Origin of the sequence: Mammaliicoccus sp. Q-M61, from assembly GCF_022386055.1 — a bacterium.
GTDB classification, from domain to species: Bacteria; Bacillota; Bacilli; order Staphylococcales; family Staphylococcaceae; genus Mammaliicoccus; species Mammaliicoccus sciuri_A.
This window is the reverse complement of record NZ_JAJNJL010000009.1, coordinates 65,317-85,447: the sequence shown is the minus strand read 5'-3', so window position 1 is coordinate 85,447 and position 20,131 is coordinate 65,317. Positions and strand designations below refer to the sequence as shown.

Below are 20,131 nucleotides of genomic sequence, written 5' to 3'. Positions count from 1 at the left end.
TTTACTCCTTTTCTTTGGATTCTAATTCTGAAATATCTATATTCTCGTCTTCTTCAAAAATAAATAATTCATCAATAGATACTTCGAACACTTGAGAAAGCTTATGTGCTAATACTAACGTGGGATTGAATTTGTAACGCTCAATAGAATTGATGGTTTGTCTAGACACTTTAACCAATCGAGAGAGTTCACTTTGCGTCATGTTTTTCTGTGTACGATATTCATAAACTTTGTTTTTCAATTCATCACTTCCTGTCAAGTTAACTTTACATTATATGAATTTTTACACTATGTCAAGTAAACTTGACACAAAAAAAGCTGAGACCCAATTTGAGTCCCAGCTACTACATGCTGATTAATATGTTCTGATCGGTAAGATAAGTTGTACGACTGTTTCGTCGTCTTTAGGTTTAAGAATAAATGGTCTCATTGTTCCAAAGAATTCTACTTGTACTTCATCGTTGTCGATAGCTTTTAATGCATCCATCATGTATTTAGAGTTGAATGAGATTTTTAATGACTCACCTTCAACATTGTCTGTAGATACATCTTCTTTAACTGTACCGATTTCTGGTGAAGTAGATGATAATTCAACTTTATCAACATCCGTAGATAATTTAATGACGTTGTTACCACCTTCACGTGCTAATAATGATGCACGGTCTATTGCATGATAGAAGTCACTGTTATCTAAGATGATTTTAGTTTCATAGTTCTCTGGGAATAATCTTGTTGTATCTGGATAGTTCCCTTCAAGTAATCTTGAAATAAAGTTAATGTGACCAACTTTAAATAATACTTGGTTACTTGCAAAGAAGATATTGATGTCTTCTTCAGAATCAGAAACGATTTTGTTTAATTCAGATAAAGCTTTACCTGGAATAATCACATTTTTATCATCGATTTCTTCGTCTTCTAATTTTAATTTTCTTAATGCAAGTCTGTGTGAATCTGTTGCAGTACAGATCAGTTCATTGTTTTGAATAAGCCAGTTAACACCTGTTAATACAGGACGTGTTTCTGACGTGGACACTGCAAAGTTCGTTTGTGCGATAATGTTCTTTAATACTTTGATTGGTAATTTAATGGCATCGTCTTCAGATACTTGTGGTAATAATGGATATTGATCTGGATCTAAACCACTTACGTTAAATTCAGAATGTCCTGATGTGATAAGTGTTTTAAATTGATCATTCGTTGATAAATTAACGGTTTTACCTGGTAATTTTTTAACGATATCTACAAAGAAACGTCCTGGAAGTACTACAGAACCTTTTTCTTCAATATCTACAATTTTTTCACCATCAATATTTTGATTTATTGTTATTTCTATTGATATTTCAGAGTCTGATCCTGTTAAGATGATGCCTTTATCTGTCGCATCTATCTTGATTCCTGTAAGTATCGGTAATGTAGTTCTTGGTGAAATTGCTTTTAATGTATCATTCAATTGATTAAGAAAGTAATCTCGTTGAATTGTAAATTTCATAACTTATAAAACTCCTTCCAGTCGTTATATATTTAATTATATATCTTTTAAAATCATAGTAATAGTCATAGGGGCTGTGGATTGGTGGATAACCCGCTTTAAACGGTGATATAAAAGTTATTCACATGTTGATAAACTGTGTATGACTGTGCACAACTTATCCACATTATCCACGGATTTGTTTTTCTAGTTGTTCTAAATCATTTTTGAGTTCTGGATTATTTTCTAAATCTTTTTTAATTTTATCATGTGCATGGATGACAGTTGTATGATCTCGTCCACCAAATTCTTCACCAATTTTAGGTAATGAAAAATCAGTAAGTTCTCTTGATAGATACATAGCGATTTGTCTCGGATATGCAATTGATTTTGTACGTTTCTTAGCAGCAAAGTCTTCGATTCTAACGTTATACATTTTACTAACCGCTTGTTGAATGTCTTGAATCGTGATTTTTGTTGATCTTGGTGATGAAATAATATCTTTAAGTGCTTCTGCTACTAAATCTGTGTTGATCGGTTTATTTCTAAGTTTGGAGTATGCTAATACTCTCGTTAAAGCACCTTCTAATTCACGTATATTGGATTGAATAGAATTAGCGATATAAGTTAAAGCTTCAACAGGTATATCTAAATTTTCTTCTTCGATTTTCTTTTGTAAAATAGCCATTCTCGTCTCAAAGTCAGGAGGCGTAATATCTACTATTAATCCCCATTCGAAACGTGTTCTTAAACGATCTTCTAAAGTTGGAATTTCTTTAGGCGGACGGTCACTTGAGATGACAATTTGCTTTTTATTTTGATGTAAATCATTAAAAGTATGGAAGAATTCTTCTTGCGTTTGTTCTTTCTTTTGAATGAATTGAATGTCATCTATTAAGAGCACATCGATGTTTCGATACTTGTCTCTAAAGCTTTCCGTATCGTTCATACGTATAGACTTAATAAATTCATTTGTGAATTTTTCGCTTGATGTATATAGAACGTTCGCATTTGGATTTTGTTCAAGCACATAATGACCAATTGCATGCATTAAATGTGTCTTTCCTAAACCGACGCCTCCATATATGAAAAGCGGATTATAAGCATTGGCTGGTTCTTCAGCTACTGCAAGTGAAGCAGCATGCGGGAACTGGTTACCAGGCCCAATAACGAATGTATCAAAAGTGTTATTACTGTTCAGCTGACTATTTGTAACTTCTTCATATGCTTCAGTTTCTTTAGGTTTTTCTGGCTGTTCAGTGAAATCTTCACTTTGTAAATCTTCTTCTGATATAAATTTAACTTGAACTTTGTCTCCAATCACTTCATAGATAAAGTTTGTGACATGTTCATGATATTTATTGGTTAACCACTCAGCAACAAAAGGACTTTGTGCAACAACTATTGCGCGCTTACTATCAATTTGATGTAAGTAAGTCCCTTTGAACCATGTATTATAACCAGCAGAAGCGATTTGATCTTCAGCAATAGATAACACTTGCTCCCAAATTTCTTCTTTTGAATTCATAAAAGTCCTCTTTCTCATTTAAATTTATTGAGTTATACACATAAAATAAGATTGTTGATAAAGAAAATCACAGGCTGTGAATTATTATCCACAACTTACACACAAACGGTGGATAACTACACTTTATAATTCTCTTGTCCACAATCTTTACACGTAAATATTTATGAAATAATCACAGTAATATCAATGCTTTGTATAACTTATCCACACAATTATACTTTTAAACAAATCGAGTTGTCAAATACCTGTGAATATGTGCAGTTTGGTGAGATTATTTTGTGAATAAGAATAAATCTTAATCAATTTATCCACAAAAAGTTGGTTATGCATTGTGAATAAGTGGATAACTTAATAAATAGAAGTTGTAAATTTCTTCTTGATTTTTAAAATCTGATTTGTTATAGTTTAGTAGTTATTGAAATTGTGACAAATCACACGTATGGTATAAATAATTTTGAAACTAATCTTCTGATATATATAAATGAATATCATACAAATGATAATCTAATGTAGAATTAGATGTTAAGAATAATTAATGGAGGTGTTCTTAAATGGTAAAACGTACGTATCAACCAAATAAACGTAAACATAGTAAAGTACACGGTTTCCGTGCACGTATGAGTTCTAAAAACGGCCGTAAAGTATTAGCTCGCCGTCGTCGTAAAGGTAGAAAAGTATTATCAGCTTAAGATCACTGAAGAGCAGTGGTCTTTTTTTTGTTTTAATTGAAGGAATTGTTTTGTATAATAAACAATAATTAAGTGATGTATTGTGGAGTGGATGTTTGTGGAAAAGGCTTATCGAATAAAGAAAAATAATGATTTTCAAAGAATTTATAAAAAAGGTAAGTCAGTCGCTAATAGACAATTTGTTATTTACACAGCTGAAAATGATCTTGATCACTTTAGATTAGGTATAAGTGTTTCAAAGAAAATGGGTAATGCTGTTACAAGAAATAGAATTAAAAGGTCCATTAGAGAATGTTTTAAGAATCATAAAGAAAATATTATTCCTAAAGACATCATTGTTATTGCTCGAAACCAAGCTGTTGATTTAAAAGTCATTGAAACACAGAAGAGTTTAGAGCATGTATTGAAGATTGCTAAAGTTTTTAATAAACGTATTCCCTAAGTATTGATATATTACTAGGAGGTTGCAGCATGCTTAAATCGCGCTATGAAGGACAATCAGTAGAACAAGCACTACAACAAGGTTTAGAAGATTTGAATGTTCAAGAACAACAAGTAAGAATTGATGTTATTAATGAAGGTAAAAAAGGTATTTTTGGATTTATGAAACAAGATGCACAAATTGAACTAACTGTAATCGATCCAGAACTTAAACAGTTTGAATCAATTGAAGCATTAAAAAATCGTCACGCGTCGGTCGAAGAGGATAATAGCTCAATAACAGATGAAGTGACACATCAAGAAGACACAATAATAGAAGAAAAAGATATTCAGTCAGAAACAGGTATACGTGAAGATCGCAATCAGAAAAAAGATTCATTAAATGAAGTGGCACAAAACACTTTAAATTATGTACTTAATATCATAAGAGAAATGAATATTGATGTAGATGGTTCATATGAGATTAAGTCTAATACAATTTATATTAATATGACTTCCAACAATGCTGCTTATATAATAGGTAAGCGTGGTCAAATTTTGAACGCATTACAAATAGTAGGTCAAAATTATATGCATCAATTTGTTAAAGGTTATTATACGCTTATATTAGATATCGAATCGTATCGAGAAAAGCGTAAAGAAACGTTAGAGAAGTTGGCACTTAATATGGCTAAGAAAGCAACTCAGACAAAGAGACCAGTTAAATTGGAACCTATGCCAAACTTTGAACGTAAAATTATGCATCAAGCAGTCAGTAAAATTGAAAATATCGAAACATACTCTGAAGGAAGAGAACCTCATCGATATTTAGTCATTAAGAATAAATAAAAATAGTCGGAGTGAGTCATCTCGCTCCGCATTTTTTCGAACAATATATTCGAAAAATATTACAAAACCATTTACAATCAATAGAATAGTTATTAATGGTGGAGGAGAATATCATGGATTTAGATACAATTACAAGTATCTCAACGCCTATGGGTGAAGGTGCAATAGCAATCGTACGATTAAGTGGTCCGGATGCCTTAAATATTGCTAATCGTATATATAAAGGTAAGAAACAAATTACTGAAGTAGCATCACATACAATTAATTATGGTCACATTATTGATCCTGAGACTGATGAAGTCGTAGAAGAAGTTATGGTAGCTGTCATGAAAGCACCTAAGACTTTTACGAGAGAAGACATCGTTGAAATAAATTGTCATGGTGGTTTAGTAACGGTTAATCGCGTACTTGAGTTAACGTTATCTAACGGTGCTAGAATGGCAGAACCAGGTGAGTTTACGAAACGAGCATTCTTACACGGACGTATTGACTTGTCTCAAGCAGAAGCGGTTATGGATTTCATCCGTTCTAAGACGGAACGCGCATCGAAGGTAGCCTTAGGTCAGATGGAAGGACGTCTAAGCAGTCTTATTAAAGGCTTAAGACAGTCTATATTAGAAATACTCGCTCAAGTAGAAGTGAATATTGATTATCCTGAATACGATGACGTAGAAGAAGCGACGACTAAATTCTTATTAAAAGAATCAAGGCATATTGAAAATGAAATCGATCAATTATTAAGAACTGGCCAGCAAGGTAAAATTATGCGAGAAGGTCTATCAACGGTCATTGTTGGGAAACCGAATGTAGGTAAGAGTTCTATGCTTAACAACTTGATTCAAGATAATAAAGCGATTGTTACTGAAGTAGCTGGTACAACAAGAGATGTATTAGAAGAATACGTCAATGTTCGTGGTGTACCATTAAGGTTAGTGGATACTGCAGGTATTCGTGAAACAGAAGACATCGTAGAAAAAATAGGTGTAGAAAGATCGAGAAAAGCTTTATCAGAAGCGGATTTGATTTTATTTGTTCTTAATTATAATGAAGCATTAACGGAAAATGACTATCAACTATTTGATGTCATTAAAGATGAAGATGTGATTGTGATTATTAACAAAATGGACTTAGAACAAAAGTTAGATATTGATGAATTAAAAGCAATGATAGGTGACCATCCTTTAGTTCAAACTTCTATGGTTGAACAACAAGGTATCGAAGAACTTGAACAGAAGATTTCAGAGTTATTCTTTGGTGGACAAGTACAAGCACAAGATATGACATATGTCTCAAATTCAAGACATATTGCATTATTAAAAGACGCTAAGACATCTATAAATGATGCAATACAATCTGCTGAAGACGGTGTGCCTATAGATATCGTACAAATAGATTTAATCAAAACTTGGGAATTGCTCGGTGAAGTAATTGGTGAAGAAGCAAGTGATTCACTAATTGACCAACTGTTTAGTCAATTCTGTCTCGGAAAATAAAAAGGAGGAAAAATTTTGACACAAAAATATGACGTTATTGTTGTCGGCGCTGGACATGCAGGTGTAGAAGCTGGTTTAGCTTCTGCAAGACGTGGTGCAAAAACATTAATGCTTACAATTAACCTTGATAGTGTAGCATTTATGCCATGTAATCCATCAGTTGGTGGTCCAGCTAAAGGAATTGTTGTAAGAGAAATCGATGCGCTTGGTGGTCAAATGGCTAAGACAATCGATAAGACACACATTCAAATGCGTATGTTAAACACTGGTAAAGGTCCAGCTGTAAGAGCGTTACGTGCACAAGCAGATAAAGTATTGTATCAAGAAGAAATGAAACGTGTAATTGAAGACGAACCAAATCTTGATATTATGCAAGGTATGGTTGAACGTTTAATTATAGAAGATAATAAAGTTAAAGGTGTAGAAATGGTAATCGGCTCAACTTATGAAGCAGATGCTGTTGTATTAACGACAGGTACATTTTTACGTGGTGAAATTATTTTAGGTAACTTGAAATATTCAAGTGGTCCAAACCACCAAATGCCATCTATTAAATTAGCTGAACACTTGAAAGAATTAGGCTTTGATATCGTGAGATTCAAGACTGGTACACCTCCACGTGTGAATGGTAATACAATAGATTACAGCAAAACAGAAATTCAACCAGGTGATGAAGTAGGGCGTGCGTTCAGTTATGAAACGACAGAATACATTTTAGATCAATTACCTTGTTGGTTAACATATACAAATGAACAAACGCATAAAGTAATCGATGACAACTTACATTTATCTGCTATGTACTCAGGTATGATTAAAGGTACAGGTCCAAGATATTGTCCTTCAATTGAAGACAAATTTGTAAGATTCAATGATAAACCAAGACACCAATTGTTCTTAGAGCCAGAAGGACGTAAGACACAAGAAGTATACGTACAAGGTCTATCAACAAGTTTACCTGAACATGTTCAACGTAAAATGTTAGAAACAATTCCAGGTCTTGAAAAAGCAGACATGATGCGTGCAGGTTACGCAATTGAATATGATGCAATTGTACCAACACAATTATGGCCAACACTTGAAACGAAAGTCGTTACAAACTTATTTACTGCTGGTCAAATCAATGGTACTTCAGGATATGAAGAAGCGGCTGGACAAGGTTTAATGGCAGGTATCAACGCTGCTGGTAAAGTATTAGGTAAAGAAGACGTTATATTACGTCGTTCAGATGCTTATATCGGTGTGTTAATTGATGATTTAGTAACAAAAGGTACAAACGAACCATACCGTTTGTTAACTTCTAGAGCAGAACATCGTCTATTATTAAGACATGATAATGCAGACTTAAGACTGACAGATATCGGTTATGAAATTGGTATGATTTCTGAAGAACGTTACGCTAAATTTAATCAAAAACGTGAAGCAATTTCAGCTGAACAAGAACGATTAAGAGGTATTCGTATTAAACCGAATGCACATACACAAAGTGTTATCGAAAGTCGCGGTGGAACAGCGCTTAAAGATGGTATATTAGCTTTAGATTTATTACGTAGACCAGAAATGGATTACGCAGCTATTATGGAAATCTTACAAGAAACTTCACCAGTAGATGAAGACGTACAAGAACAAGTAGAAATTCAAACGAAATACGAAGGTTATATCCAAAAATCATTAGCACAAGTTGAAAAAATGAAACGTATGGAAGATAAAAAAATTCCTGAAAATATCGATTATGATGCAATCAATAGTTTAGCGACTGAAGCACGTCAAAAACTTAAAGAAGTTAAACCACTTGATATTGCACAAGCTTCTCGTATTTCAGGTGTAAACCCTGCAGATATTTCAATTTTACTTGTGTACATTGAACAAGGTAAAATTCAGAAGGTGAACTAACATGAATGAACAAACTTTTATTGATACGTTAAAAGAATCTGGTATAACATTAACAGATAAACAAATTAAGCAATTCGAAACATACTTTGAGATGTTAGTAGAGTGGAACGAAAAAATTAACTTAACAGCAGTTACTGAAAAAGAAGAAGTGTACTTGAAACACTTCTTTGATTCAGTGACACCAAGCTTTTATATAGATTTTAATGAAATTGAAACGATCTGTGATGTAGGAGCAGGCGCTGGATTTCCGAGCATTCCTTTAAAAATCGTATATCCACACTTGCAAATTACGATAGTAGATTCATTAAATAAAAGAATTAAATTTTTAAATGAATTAGCTGCATCATTAGACTTAGATCAAGTAAACTTTGTACATGATAGAGCAGAAACATTCGGTAAATCACAACAGTATCGTGAAAGCTTTGATCTTGTAACTGCAAGAGCAGTAGCACGATTATCTGTATTAAGTGAATTATGTCTACCTTTAGTGAAAAAGGGCGGTCAATTTGTCGCATTAAAAGGCTCACAAGGTAATGAAGAGTTAGAAGATGCACAATTTGCAATTTCTGTATTGGGTGGAGAAGTAAAAACAGTACATGAATTTACGCTACCTCTTGAAGAAAGTATGAGACAGATTATTACGATAGATAAATTAAGACAAACACCTAAGAAGTATCCAAGAAAGCCAGGAACACCAAACAAAGAACCTTTAACAAAATAATTCCTGGGAAATATGTATGAACGAAAGTAGGTATATTGAGATGAAAAAGCCTTTTTCTAAATTATTTGGACTTAAAGACAAAGAATTAGAACACATAGAAGAAGCACGAGCTGAAGGTAATGTGGCAGTCGTATCAACAGAAAGAATAGTGCCCAACCGTTATCAACCGAGAAAAGTATTCGATGAATCTAAAATTAAAGAACTCGCACAATCTATAAAAGAACATGGATTATTACAACCTATTGTTGTTCGTCCAATTGAAGAAGGTATGTATGAAATCATAGCAGGTGAGCGAAGATTTCGTGCAATGAAATATAACGATTTACCAGAAACTGAAGTTATTATTAAACCATTAAATGACAAAGAAACAGCAGCCGTTGCACTGATTGAAAATATACAAAGAGAAAATTTATCAGCTATAGAAGAAGCGGAAGCCTATAAGAAATTGCTAGATTTAGAAGACATTACACAACATGATTTAGCAGTTAGTATGGGTAAGAGCCAATCATTTATAGCCAATAAATTAAGACTGCTCAAATTATCAGAACCTATTATTATTTCATTACAAAAAGGTGAAATAACAGAAAGACATGCAAGAGCATTGTTAGGTTTAGATGATGAAGGGCAACAAGAAGTCTTAACATCCATACAATCTCAGAACTTAAACGTTAAACAAACAGAAGATCGCGTTAAGAAAATACGCGGCTCTGAAAAAGTAAAAGCAAAACAATTTCAATTCGAACAAGACATCACAGAAGCACTTGATACACTCGGGCAAAGCATTAAAAATGTTGAAAAAGAGGGTATTAAAATCAAGCGAATTGATGAAGAACATAAAGACTTCTATGAAATTACAATTAAAGTTTATAAGAAGAAATAAAATATAGAGTTTGGGATATTAAACAATATCCTGAACTCTTTTTTTATGTTTACATACAGAATTTCTGTAAATTTCCGAGATATTATTGTTATTTGTAAAAAAGTCATTTATACTTTTCTGTAAACGTTTTCATTTAAAAAGGGGGATTTTAATGATTACATTTTTAGTTTCTATCGTTTTATTAGTTATAGGTTATTTTACATATGGCAAATATATTGAAAAAATGTTTGGTGTTAAGGATGAACGTCCGACGCCTGCTCATGATCAAAGGGATAATATTGATTTTGTTCCGATGTCGACGAATAAGAACTCATTGATTCAATTGTTAAATATTGCAGGGGTTGGGCCGATATTTGGGCCGATTATGGGTGCTTTATATGGACCTGTTGCGTTTATTTGGATTGTATTAGGATCTATATTTGCTGGTGCTGTTCATGATTATTTAACAGGTATGATTTCTATACGTAATAAGGGAGCTCATTTACCTGAATTAGCTGGTAAGTTCTTAGGTAATGTGATGAGACATCTTGTAAACGTCTTTACACTATTACTATTGTTATTGACAGGTACGGTATTTGTTACGAGTCCGGCATTATTATTACATTCTTTAATGGATGGTAGAGTGGCTTTAGGTATTATTATTTTTGTTATTTTCTTATATTATTTCTTATCTACAGTGCTACCTATCGATAAAATTATTGGTAAAGTTTATCCGATATTTGGTTTCATCTTGATGATTTCTGCAATAGGAATCTTTGTACGATTAATTATGACTGGTGCGGAAATACCAGAATTAACATTGAAAAATATGCATCCTGATTCGGCGCCAATTTTTCCTTTATTATTCTTTACGATTACTTGTGGTGCTTTATCTGGTTTCCATGCGACACAATCGCCGATTATTTCTAGAACGACGAATAATGAGAAAAATGGTCGTAAAATATTCTACGGTATGATGATTGCTGAAGGTATTATTGCGATGATTTGGGCTGCGGCTGCTATGAGTTTATTTGGTGGCTATGGTGGTCTACAAGAAGTGTTAGCGAAAGGTGAAGCGGCGCTTGTAGTGAGTGAGGCTTCTACTATGTTATTAGGTTCTGTATTTGGAACATTAGCGATATTAGGTGTTATTGTATTACCAATTACAAGTGGTGATACTTCATTTAGAAGTGCGAGAATGATTTTAGCTGATTATTTTAATTTCGGTCAGAAAAAAGTAATGAATCGCTTCGCAATTGCGATACCGATGTTTGTTATTAGTTTTATTTTAACGAGAGTAGACTTCACAATACTATGGAGATACTTCTCATGGGCAAACCAAACAACAGCTGTTATCGCTCTATGGATAGGCGCTATGTATTTATTACTATCTAAAAAGAATTTCTATGTCGCTTTAATTCCTGCTTTATTTATGACATGGAATATATTCACATATATATTAAGCCAACCAATAGGATTTGGGATGGATTTATCACTTAGTTATTGGTTATCAGCTGGTTTGACGATTTTATGGTCTATGTATTTCTATTATTTATATCGTAAAAATAGTGAAAATGCGATAGAAATAGATTATCAAATCGGAGGATCACCCGTATCTAAATATTAAACAGTAAAGCACCTTTCGATCTCCATCGAAAGGTGCTTTTTATATATTTAATATAGGGAAGGTAGTCTGCCATATGATACTCGCTCAAAAATATCATATGGCAGTGCTATTATTTAGGGGTAATAGCAAATGCTCGGACAGGGAATCCGGGTGCATTTTTAGGTTTAGGGCTAATGGCTAATATAACTGAACCACGTGTTGGTAGTTCATCTAATCCGGTTAACAGTTCTATTTGAAAAGTATCTAAACCAAGTACGTATCGTTCACCGACAATGTCATTGTTTTTACGGATGTCTACTGAAGCATCAGTATCAAATGTTTCATGTCCGATTGACTTGATCTTTCTCTCTTCAAACAAGTATTTAAGTGCGTCTAATGACCATCCTGGGAGATGTTCATGACCATCTTTGTCTTTATTCTCAAATTGCTCTTTATCTGGCCATTTCTTTGACCAGTCACTTCTAAATGCGACAAACGTTCCACTTTCAATTGGTCCATTTTCAGATTCCCATTGAAGAATGTGTTCTTTCGTTAGTCTGAAATCTGAATCTTGGGCTACTTCTTTTGAAAAATCTAACACGATTAAAGGTAAGACTGTTTCCTGTAAACCGAGTTCATGTAAATATCGCTTATGCTCTACAAAATGTATAGGTGCATCTATATGCGTGCCATATTGTGTAGGAAATTGCCATGATTGGGCAAAGAAACCGTCGTCTTTAACTTTATACAATGTTTTTGTTTCTGCATTTTCAAAAGCTGAAAAATGTGGAGATTCTGAATCAAATGTATGCGTTAAATCTACCCATTTATATTCTTTCAGTTGATTTAGCGTGTTCCATAATGGATATGACATAACATCACCTCATTTATTAGTTAGGTTGTTTAACTGTATTGTCTTGACGTAATTTTTCTACTGAATTAACTAATACAGTTAAAGCTTGTTTTACTTCTTCTTCTTGTCTTGTCTTCAATCCGCAGTCAGGGTTTACCCAGAATAGAGAACGGTCAATTTCTTGAAGTGCTCTATCGATTGCGACTGTAATTTCTTCTTCTGTAGGTATACGAGGGCTATGAATATCATATACACCTAAACCGATACCTAAGTCATATGTGATATCTTCGAAGTCTTTGATTAAGTCACCATGACTTCTTGAAGTTTCGATTGAGATAACATCAGCATCTAATGATTTGATCGCATGGATGATTTGACCAAATTGTGAGTAACACATATGTGTATGAATTTGTGTTGAATCTTGTACTGAAGAAGTTGATAATCTGAATGAATGTACTGCTTTATTTAAATAATCTTCATGGTATTCAGAACGTAAAGGTAAGCCTTCGCGCAATGCAGGTTCGTCTACTTGGATGACTTTAATACCCGCTTCTTCAAGTGCTAGAACTTCTTCATTAATCGCTAATGCGATTTGATCTTGAACTTCGCTACGTGGGATATCCACACGTTCGAATGACCAGTTTAAGATTGTAACTGGACCTGTAAGCATACCTTTAACAGGTTTGTCAGTTAAACTTTGCGCATATAATGTCTCTTTAACAGTTAATGGTGCTGTCCATTTAACATCTCCGTAAATGATTGGTGGCTTAACGGCACGAGAACCATATGATTGAACCCAACCAAACTTAGTTACTAAGAATCCGTTTAGCTTTTCACCGAAGAATTCAACCATGTCATTACGTTCAAATTCACCGTGTACTAATACGTCTAATCCAATTTCTTCTTGAATTTCAATCCAACGTTTAATTTCATTTTGTACGAATTCTTCGTATTTTTCATCTGAAATACGATTGTTTTTCCAATCAGCACGGTATTTACGTACTTCTCTTGATTGAGGGAATGATCCAATCGTTGTTGTTGGTAAGTCTGGTAAATTTAATACTTGATCTTGTAAGACTTTTCTTTCTTTAAATGGTGTAGTACGTTCTGATTTAACTGAATCATAGTCATATTCTAGTTGTTTGAATGATTGACTTTCGAAGCGTTCATACTGTGCTTTTAATTCGTTATATAAAGTGTCATCATTTTCGTTAAATAATTGTTTTAAAGCATATAGTTCGTCTAATTTTTCAGTCGCAAAGCTTAAGCCTTCACGAACTGAGTCGTCTAATGTTTCTTCTTCTAAAGTAACTGGTACATGTAATAATGAAGAAGATGGTTGAATCACTAATTCATCTGTATAAGATTGTAATGTTTCGATTAAAGCTTTCTTCTCTTCAATATTAGTAGACCAAACATTTCTACCATCAACGATACCAGCGAATAATGCTTTTTCTTTAGGGAATAAGCCATCTTTGATTTGTTGTAAGTTAAAGCCATTGTCATGTACAAAGTCTAAACCGAATCCATAGACTGGTAATTGGCCAACAAAGTTTAAATCAACGCGTTCGAAATATGTTTGTAAGACAAGTTTCGCAGCTGGTGCCGCTTCGTTAAAGAATTCATATGCTTCTTTCGTAATATCTTGAAGATCAGCTGCACCGTCTGTTACGAGAATTGGCTCATCTACTTGGATGTATTCAGCGCCTGCTTCAGTTAATTGCTCGAATACTTCTTTATATAATGGTAAAAGTGTTCTTACTTTTTCATCGAAACTTTGGTCTCCACCTTTAGATAATGCTACGTATGTAACAGGACCAAGAATAACTGGATGAGATGTTACACCAACTTCTTTAGAGAAATTGAATTTCTCAAGTAACACATTGTTATTTAATTGAGGTGACACGTTGTCCCATTCAGGTACGATGTAGTGATAGTTTGTGTTGAACCATTTGATTAACGCACTTGCAACATGATCTTTGTTACCACGTGCAATATCGAATAGTAAATCGTCATCTACAGGACGTCCTTGGAAACGTTCTGGAATGATGTTGAATAGTAATGATGTATCTAACACGTGGTCATATAGTGAGAAGTCACCAGTAGGGATATGATCAACATGATGGTCTTTCTGAATTGTTAAAATTTCTTTGTGTAAATCCTGCAACGTTTGATCTAATTCGGCTTTATCTATTTTTTTAGCCCAGTAACTTTCGATGGCTTTTTTCCATTCTCTTTTCTTACCTAGTCTTGGGAATCCTAAATTTGATGTTTTAATTGTCATAATATTGCCTCCTTGGTTTGTGTTCCAGTTTTTAGTTGTGAATAATTTGCTAATTCAACTGTTAAATCATATTTTAAAAATGGTGTAACTAAGTACAAGCCATTAAAATATTGGTGTACTGCATCAATCAATTGTTTACTCAAATTAATACTGAGTTCTCTTGTAGCATCTCTGTCGTCTTTGACTTTTTCAAAGGCGTTAAGCACCGTATCTGATAGTTTAATACCAGGTACTTCGTTGTGTAAGAAGAGTGCGTTATTGTAATTCGTAATTGGCATAATACCAATGAAAATCGGGGCGTCTATATGTTTAGTTGCTTCATATATTTCTTTAACTCTTTCAGGTTCATAAATCGGTTGTGTAATAAAGTATTCCATGCCAGATTCAATCTTTTTTTCTAATCTTTTGACTGCTGGCTCTAGTCGTCTTACGTTTGGATTGAATGCACCTGCAACAGAGAAGTTGGTATTGCTTCTCAATGTATCTCCATCGGCGTTTATACCTTGATTGAACTGTGTAATGATTTCAGCTAATCCGCTAGAATTAACGTCGAATACACTTGTTGCGCCTGGGAAGTTACCCACTTTAGAAGGGTCACCCGTAATCGTTAATATGTCATTAATGCCAAGTAACGAAAGTCCCATTAGGTGAGATTGCAAGCCGATTAAGTTTCTATCACGGCAAGCTAAGTGTACGAGTGGTCTAATTTTATACTTTTGTTTAATGATACTTGCTGCGGCAATGTTAGAAATTCTCACGCTTGCTAGGGAATTGTCAGCAAGTGTGACCGCATCTACACCTGCATCTTCAAGGGCTTGTATCCCATCGAAAAATTTATTCGTATCTAAATGTTTAGGTGTATCTAATTCAACAATAACGGTTGGTCTTTGTTGAACAAGCTCTTTAATACTAGGTTCTGCTTTATTTTGCTTTTTGTACTGTTTTGTTTCGATTGGTATAACATTTTTGTGCTTGATAGGCTTTAAATCTTTGACGACATTCTTTATTTTTTTAATATGTTCTGGTGTTGTACCACAACATCCACCTATTAATCTGACGCCTTGATTAACGAGCTCTTTCGCTGCATCTGAAAAGTAATCTGAGTTGTTATTGTATTTCAAGTCGTTGTCTTCTAAATCCAGTAAACTTGCATTTGGATAACATGAAAGGTAAGCATGATCAGGTAAGTCAATATGTTTAAATGTCTTAATCATATGGTATGGACCGTGATGACAATTTAAACCAACGACATCTGCACCGGCTTTCACTAATGTTTCTAATGCATCTGGTATAGGTGTACCATTTCTCAAATAATTTGTATTACTAGCTGTTAGTTGAGCAATAATCGGAATGTCGTATCTTGCTTTTGTATCTTTTAAGACAGCAAGTAATTCTTCTAAATCGTAGTATGTTTCAAATAAAATACCATCTACACCTTCATTAACAAGTGTTTCAATTTGAATCTCTGTATGATATTGAATGGCTTCAATTGATAAGTTACTCTTTTTGATATTACGAAAACCGCCTACCGTACCTAGAATAAACGTATGATCGTTGCTCGCTCTTTTAGCGATTTGTACAGCTTCACGATGAATTTCTTTTACGCGATGTTCTAAATTAAAATCTTGAAGCTTCTCAAAATTTGCACCATACGTGTTTGTTTGAATAATATCTGCACCAGCTTCAATATAAGAACGGTGAATTTGTTCTATCTTGTTAGGGTGTGTCAAATTATAACTTTCTGGACAAGTATCCAATCCTTCAGAGTAGAGGATGGTTCCAATTGCTCCGTCAGCTACTAAAATTTGGTTCTTTAACGCTTCTTTTAGACTCATATGTAGCCTCCTTTAATGCCCAATCGATATCTGTGATCAATTCTTTGACATCTTCTAAGCCGACTGACAATCTAAATAATCCGTTAGTGATACCACGTTCAGCTCTCACTTCTTCAGGAATAGCTGCGTGACTCATTGTAGCTGGGTGAGAAAGAATCGTTTCTACACCACCTAAGCTTACAGATACAAGAGGGATATTAAGATGGTCAACAAATGCTTGTGCTTTTGATTCATCTTTAAGTCTGAATCCGAGCACGGCACCGCCATTTTTAGCTTGTCTTAAATGTGTGTCATTTGTGATTGGATAATAGACTGTTTCAATTGCTTCATTATCGATTAAATATCTATAAATTTGTTCTGTGTTATAAACAGATTGTTTAAATCTAATTGGTAATGTCTTTAAATGTTTAGCAAGTGTCCAAGAATCATAAACGCTTAATCCTGAACCTGTACCATTTTGAATAAGGTAAATTTCATTTTTAAGTTCTGGGTCATTCACGACTACTGCGCCAGCTATGAGGTCACTGTGACCGCCTAAGAATTTTGTAGCTGAATGAACGACGATGTCAGCACCTAGTTTCAATGGTGATTGTCCTAACGGTGTCATAAATGTATTATCGACAGCTAATAGTGCGTCGTGTTTACGTGCAATTTGGCTAACACCATCAATATCTGTCACTTTAAAGAGTGGGTTAGAAGGTGTTTCAACATAGATTAGTTTCGTATTTTCTTGAACAGCTTCTTTGATATTTTGTAAGTCTGTTTGATCGACAGTTGTAAATTCTATTTCGAATTTCTTAAGAATTTGCTCTGTTAGTCTGAACGTTCCACCGTAAACATCATCTGGAAGAATCACGTGGTCTCCTGGTTTCAATGTTAAGAAGACAGCTGTTATTGCAGCAATTCCTGAACTAAATGCAAATCCGTAATTACCGCCTTCTAAATCTGCTAACTTTTCTTCAAGTAACTTTCTATTAGGGTTACCACTGCGTGCATAGTCAAATTCTTGATTGCCACCTAAAGTTTCTTGATGATAAGTGGATGAATAATATAATGGTTGATTGCTTGATAAGTGCTCGTTACCTCTAGTGGAATCCAATATTAAAGACGTTTCTTTTGAATAGCTCATATTGACACTCCTTCTTTTCTTGAATTTTTTAAGGCTTGTAGTATGTCTTCGTAAATATCTTCATAATCTTCTATTCCAATAGATAAACGGAGTAAATATTCATCTATACCGCGTTTATCTTTTTCTTCATCTGCCATATCTACATGTGTTTGTGTATATGGGAATGTGATAAATGTTTCAGTACCGCCAAGACTTTCAGCAAAAATACATAATTTAATATTTTGTAAGAAGCTATCAACGCTATATGCATTGTTTAAACGGATACTTAACATTCCGGTTTGACCTGAGTAAAGAACTTCATCAATGCTTTCAACAGATTGTAGTGATTGTGCTAACTTTTGAGCATTTTCAGTAGAACGGTCAAGTCGTAAATGTAATGTCTTTAAGCCTCTCAGTAATAAATAACTATCGAATGGTGAAAGTGTTGCACCGATCATATTATGAAACTGGCCAAGCACTTCACCTAAGTAATCATCTGATACAGTGACAATGCCAGCTAACACATCATTATGACCACTTATGTACTTTGTAGCAGAATGTAAGACGATGTCAGCACCGTCTTTTAATGGTGTTGATAAGTATGGTGTTAAGAACGTGTTATCTATAATCGTTAATATATTTCTTGCTTGTGCAATTTCATATAAAGGATTTAAATCTACTGAGAACATTAACGGATTTGAAATAGGTTCAATAAAGAATGCACGTGTATGTTCATTAATCGATGCGTTTACTTCATCAATATTTGAAAAATCAATGTATTTAAATTTGATATTGTATTGTTTTTCGTAAAATTCAAATAGTCTAAATGTGCCGCCGTATAAATCGAATGACACTAAAATTTCATCATTTGGTTTAAATAAGTTACAAACTAATTGGATGCTAGCCATACCGCTTGAAGTTGCAAATGAGTATTTACCACCTTCAAGTTTGGCGAAAGCCTCTTCAAAGTTTGAGCGAGTTGGATTTTTCGTTCTTGTATAATCAAAGCCAGTTGAACAACCTAATTTTTCATGTTGATAGGCTGTTGAAAGATAAATTGGGTTTGTCGTTGCCCCGGTATGGTCTTTAGTTAATGAAATTTGAGCGAGTTGAGTAGATTTCATAATAGCCTTCCTCCCTAATGAATTTAAAAATAAAAAAAGCTTCCGTCCTTTAAACCCGAAATAAATCGGATGTAAAGGACGAAAGCTTAGCTCGCGGTACCACCTTTGTTCGTAATGACATTACTGACATTACCTCTATAAGTACGAGTCTCTTACAATAAGATATAATGGCAGTAAAATTGGTGAACAAATTCCAGTACGCCATCATCACTAAAGAGACTTTAATACTGTATCGCTATAACGGGCGATCCCGTTGACACCTCAATATCGATGCCACCACTCCAAGGCCATTTTCAATCTTTCTTTCAATGTTCCCTTTCAGCAAATGGGAACTCTCTGATGATTGCAGTGTAAGATTTACTTTCCTTTTTATCGTGATTTTATTTGTTTTCGTTGTTGATATATTACACAATACTATGCGTATATTTTTTTGTCAACAACTTTTCTGAATATTTTAATTTATCGCTCAACTTTTCTTTTGTGCATATCCCTTTCAAAATTGTTATAATCTAATTTGGATGTTTTACGTGAAACATACGAGAATAAATAACGTGGTGATGAAATGAAAGAAAGAAATCAAGCATTAACAGATAAGATTTCTTATAACCATAGTCATGATAAAATTGTTGAACTTCCTTTAGAAAAATTAAGAAGGAATCCATATCAACCGAGAGATTATTTTGATGAAGAAGCTTTGAGAGATTTAACGCAGTCGATTTCACAACATGGTGTGTTGCAACCTATCGTCGTAAGAGAAACGATAAAAGGTTACGACATCGTTGTAGGTGAAAGAAGATTTAGAGCGAGTCAATTAGCTAACAAAGATTCAGTACCGGCAATCATTAAAAGTTTAACCGATGAAGAAATGTTAGAACTTGCTATTATAGAGAATCTTCAACGTGAAAATTTAAAACCTCTAGAAGAAGCAAAGAGTTATGCAACGATGATGGAAGAACTGAACTTAAAACAACAAGACGTTGCAGATAGATTAGGGAAATCAAGATCATACATTGCAAATGTCTTAAGGTTGCTGAAGTTGCCACCAAGTGTAAAAAAACTAATCAACGAAGAAAAAATATCAAGCGCACATGGTAGAACATTACTTGGTTTAGATAAGAAACATCAATTAGATCAAGTGGCTAAAAAAGTTGTAAAAGAACATATGAGTGTAAGAGCATTAGAAGAATATATTAAACAGTTAAATGCTCAAGGCCAAGACAAGAAAAAGAAACCGAAACAACCGAAACCTAATTTCTTAGTTAAACATGAATATCAATTAAAAGAAAAGTTTGGAACGAATATTGATATTTCTAAGACTAAAAAAGCAGGCAAAATTTCTCTTGAATTTAATTCTGAAGAAGAATATAAGAGAATATTAGAATTATTGTTAGATGAATAAGAGGT

General features: G+C 33.8%; 17 protein-coding genes and 1 other annotated feature. Of the genes, 9 read left to right on the top strand and 8 right to left on the bottom strand.

The annotated features are described in order from the left end of the window. Position 1 precedes the first annotated feature (1 nt). The 3 genes from LQ677_RS11450 to dnaA form a co-directional block, all read right to left on the bottom strand. The gene (locus tag LQ677_RS11450; RefSeq protein WP_025906228.1) at positions 2-241 is read right to left on the bottom strand and encodes a helix-turn-helix transcriptional regulator; all 240 of its coding nucleotides are present in this window, start codon (positions 239-241) and stop codon (positions 2-4) included. Positions 242-355: 114 nt separating this feature from the next. Next, entirely contained in the window at positions 356-1,489 is a 1,134-nt protein-coding gene (dnaN, locus tag LQ677_RS11445) for a DNA polymerase III subunit beta (RefSeq protein WP_239748862.1), read from the bottom strand. A gap of 166 nt (positions 1,490-1,655) precedes the next feature. After that, the gene (dnaA, locus tag LQ677_RS11440; RefSeq protein ID WP_037589475.1) at positions 1,656-2,996 is read right to left on the bottom strand and encodes a chromosomal replication initiator protein DnaA; all 1,341 of its coding nucleotides are present in this window, start codon (positions 2,994-2,996) and stop codon (positions 1,656-1,658) included. A 551-nt stretch (positions 2,997-3,547) separates the two neighbouring features. Here dnaA and rpmH point away from each other — a divergent pair. The 8 genes from rpmH to LQ677_RS11400 all read left to right on the top strand — a co-directional run bounded on the left by rpmH (position 3,548) and on the right by LQ677_RS11400 (position 11,544). Then, a complete protein-coding gene (rpmH, locus tag LQ677_RS11435; protein WP_016999186.1) occupies positions 3,548-3,685 on the top strand; it encodes a 50S ribosomal protein L34 in 138 nt (45 codons plus the stop codon). Between the two features lie 97 nt (positions 3,686-3,782). Next, a complete protein-coding gene (gene rnpA, locus LQ677_RS11430; RefSeq protein ID WP_025906220.1) occupies positions 3,783-4,127 on the top strand; it encodes a ribonuclease P protein component in 345 nt (114 codons plus the stop codon). A gap of 29 nt (positions 4,128-4,156) precedes the next feature. Then, positions 4,157-4,954: an RNA-binding cell elongation regulator Jag/EloR gene (gene jag / locus LQ677_RS11425; RefSeq protein WP_239748861.1), complete on the top strand. Its 798-nt coding sequence runs from the start codon at positions 4,157-4,159 to the stop codon at positions 4,952-4,954. 113 nt (positions 4,955-5,067) lie between these two features. Next, a complete protein-coding gene (gene mnmE / locus LQ677_RS11420) occupies positions 5,068-6,447 on the top strand; it encodes a tRNA uridine-5-carboxymethylaminomethyl(34) synthesis GTPase MnmE (protein ID WP_025906217.1) in 1,380 nt (459 codons plus the stop codon). Positions 6,448-6,462: 15 nt separating this feature from the next. Continuing rightward, the gene (gene mnmG / locus LQ677_RS11415; RefSeq protein ID WP_048542892.1) at positions 6,463-8,337 is read left to right on the top strand and encodes a tRNA uridine-5-carboxymethylaminomethyl(34) synthesis enzyme MnmG; all 1,875 of its coding nucleotides are present in this window, start codon (positions 6,463-6,465) and stop codon (positions 8,335-8,337) included. Between the two features lies 1 nt (position 8,338). After that, entirely contained in the window at positions 8,339-9,058 is a 720-nt protein-coding gene (gene rsmG / locus LQ677_RS11410; RefSeq protein ID WP_025906214.1) for a 16S rRNA (guanine(527)-N(7))-methyltransferase RsmG, read from the top strand. A 40-nt stretch (positions 9,059-9,098) separates the two neighbouring features. Next, on the top strand, positions 9,099-9,938 hold the full coding sequence (gene noc, locus LQ677_RS11405; RefSeq protein ID WP_025906213.1) for a nucleoid occlusion protein: 840 nt from the start codon (positions 9,099-9,101) through the stop codon (positions 9,936-9,938). Between the two features lie 151 nt (positions 9,939-10,089). Continuing rightward, positions 10,090-11,544, top strand: a complete 1,455-nt coding sequence (locus tag LQ677_RS11400; protein WP_037589460.1) for a carbon starvation CstA family protein — start codon at positions 10,090-10,092, stop codon at positions 11,542-11,544. Between the two features lie 109 nt (positions 11,545-11,653). Here the strand turns inward: LQ677_RS11400 and LQ677_RS11395 are convergent, their stop codons facing one another. The 5 genes from LQ677_RS11395 to LQ677_RS11375 are packed head-to-tail and all read right to left on the bottom strand — an operon-like array spanning position 11,654 to position 18,727. Further along, positions 11,654-12,397, bottom strand: coding sequence for a cyclase family protein (locus LQ677_RS11395; RefSeq protein WP_025906211.1), 744 nt, complete (start codon positions 12,395-12,397; stop codon positions 11,654-11,656). Between the two features lie 16 nt (positions 12,398-12,413). Continuing rightward, entirely contained in the window at positions 12,414-14,663 is a 2,250-nt protein-coding gene (gene metE, locus LQ677_RS11390; protein ID WP_126476368.1) for a 5-methyltetrahydropteroyltriglutamate--homocysteine S-methyltransferase, read from the bottom strand. After that, positions 14,657-16,495 carry a bifunctional homocysteine S-methyltransferase/methylenetetrahydrofolate reductase gene (locus LQ677_RS11385; RefSeq protein ID WP_204258872.1) on the bottom strand — a complete coding sequence of 613 codons (1,839 nt, stop codon included), beginning with the start codon at positions 16,493-16,495 and terminating at the stop codon, positions 14,657-14,659. The genes metE and LQ677_RS11385 overlap by 7 nt, the downstream gene beginning before the upstream one ends. Next, positions 16,452-17,624 (bottom strand): cystathionine beta-lyase MetC, encoded by a 1,173-nt coding sequence (metC, locus tag LQ677_RS11380; RefSeq protein ID WP_037589456.1) that lies wholly within the window; start codon positions 17,622-17,624, stop codon positions 16,452-16,454. Before metC ends, LQ677_RS11385 begins: the two co-directional genes overlap by 44 nt. Beyond that, complete coding sequence (locus LQ677_RS11375) at positions 17,621-18,727, bottom strand: PLP-dependent transferase (RefSeq protein WP_037589454.1); 1,107 nt, start codon at positions 18,725-18,727, stop codon at positions 17,621-17,623. The genes metC and LQ677_RS11375 overlap by 4 nt, the downstream gene beginning before the upstream one ends. A gap of 71 nt (positions 18,728-18,798) precedes the next feature. After that, positions 18,799-19,109, bottom strand: a binding site (T-box leader). A 180-nt stretch (positions 19,110-19,289) separates the two neighbouring features. Between LQ677_RS11375 and LQ677_RS11370 the strand changes: the two genes are divergently transcribed. Beyond that, positions 19,290-20,126, top strand: a complete 837-nt coding sequence (locus LQ677_RS11370) for a ParB/RepB/Spo0J family partition protein (protein ID WP_239748860.1) — start codon at positions 19,290-19,292, stop codon at positions 20,124-20,126. Positions 20,127-20,131: the final 5 nt, after the last annotated feature.